Here is a 1463-nt window from a genome sequence, read left to right on the forward strand (position 1 = left end):
TGATACCCTCCTGTCCACAAGCCTCCTCAGAAAGGCCATTAGCGCCTCTGTGAGCACTCTCCTTCTGCGCTTCTCCCGCAAAGTATAAGGCCGTTGTCCATGCTCTGTTGTATCTGGAGAAAGAAACCTTCTGTAAAAAGTCCTCCACAAACGCCAGCAACACCTTTAGGAACGACCGATTAACTTCAAAACCTTCATCACCGGGAAGGGCGATATTGGCAAGTTGTGGGCTACTCTCCGCTACTTCAGCTTCATGGTCCTGTGATGTCTCCGCTTCCTTGGGCCGCTGCGCATTTTGCGCAAATTCTTTGAATTGTTTCGCAAGTTCCTGTACATACTCCTCCGCACTTAGGTCTTCCAACCTAATTTTTCCCCACGCCCTGAGACTGCCGTCATCCCCCTCATTGAGCTTGTCAGTGACGTACGTGTCATCAAGCATAAAACCTCTCAGGTAATTGATATTGACTTGCGAAGGCGGGATTGTAACCCCATGCAGTAAAAAATCACTGTATCCGCTCTCCGTTCCCTCAACTGTGGGCGCGCACACGAAGACGCGTGTGCCATAATTGCCACATAACAGCACAGCAATATTGTAAAAAGCGTACATTGCCGCAGTCGCACGCGCTTAGTCTACCTAATCCGACGCTATACTGCAATTTACATTCAGTATATGCACCTATTGCCGCCGGGTTTACGCCGTAATGGGCGTCATACTATAAACAGCGCGGCGCAGCACGTGGCACACTAACAACTTCAGTGCACTGTAGTGAGGCACTGATCACACTAGAGTCACGTGTGCCGACGTTTTTTTCATGACCTGAATACCGCTGCGCGTGTTCGCTATAACGGCACACAGCACCCGACATCTCTTCGTGCCGCATAAAGTTTTCCAGGCTACCATGCATCCTATTGGCAGCCCTTGCACTTCTAAGCATCGCCCTGATCTGGTGTACTTGCAAAATGGTACAAACCAAATCCCCAAGGCCGTTCAGCGCGGATTTTACTTCATCGAGCGCATAACTTCTGTGAAAAAATGATTCTAGGTAAATATGGTGATCCATCGTGCGGAAAATCTCCGATACTTCCGAAGCTTCGGATAGAAGCACTGCTTGGAAGAATGCCTCTGAGGCTACTATGATATCCCAGAAAAAAACACTACTCCAAAAGAAGGACAAAAACTGCTCAGCGTAGTACGTCCCGGCAAAGAAGTCATACGCGGATTTGATGCCCAACGGCCGCATGGCACTTTCAGCAAATCTTGAGTAGTGGTCAAACAATGACTGCAAACCTCCGATGCCTAATAGCGGCGCCATTTGGTAAACCATGAGCGATGCTAACATGTATTTTAACTCGCGACAATGCGCCGCAAAGTCAGCAAGTCCGCGCCCAAGTTCAGAGAAGTAAGACCTGGCACCCAGGCTCAACCCCACGAAACTTGACATATTCTCTGCCGCAAATGAGGG

2 pseudogenes are annotated in these 1463 nt (G+C 49.3%); both read right to left on the minus strand.

What is annotated here, in order from left to right:
• A pseudogene (locus GAC_RS01825) lies at positions 1-607 on the minus strand (hypothetical protein); the annotation flags it as partial.
• Between the two features lie 106 nt (positions 608-713).
• Positions 714-1463 (minus strand): annotated as a pseudogene (locus GAC_RS01830) (hypothetical protein); the annotation flags it as partial.

The organism is Anaplasma marginale str. Florida, assembly GCF_000215485.1.
GTDB lineage: Bacteria > Pseudomonadota > Alphaproteobacteria > Rickettsiales > Anaplasmataceae > Anaplasma > Anaplasma marginale.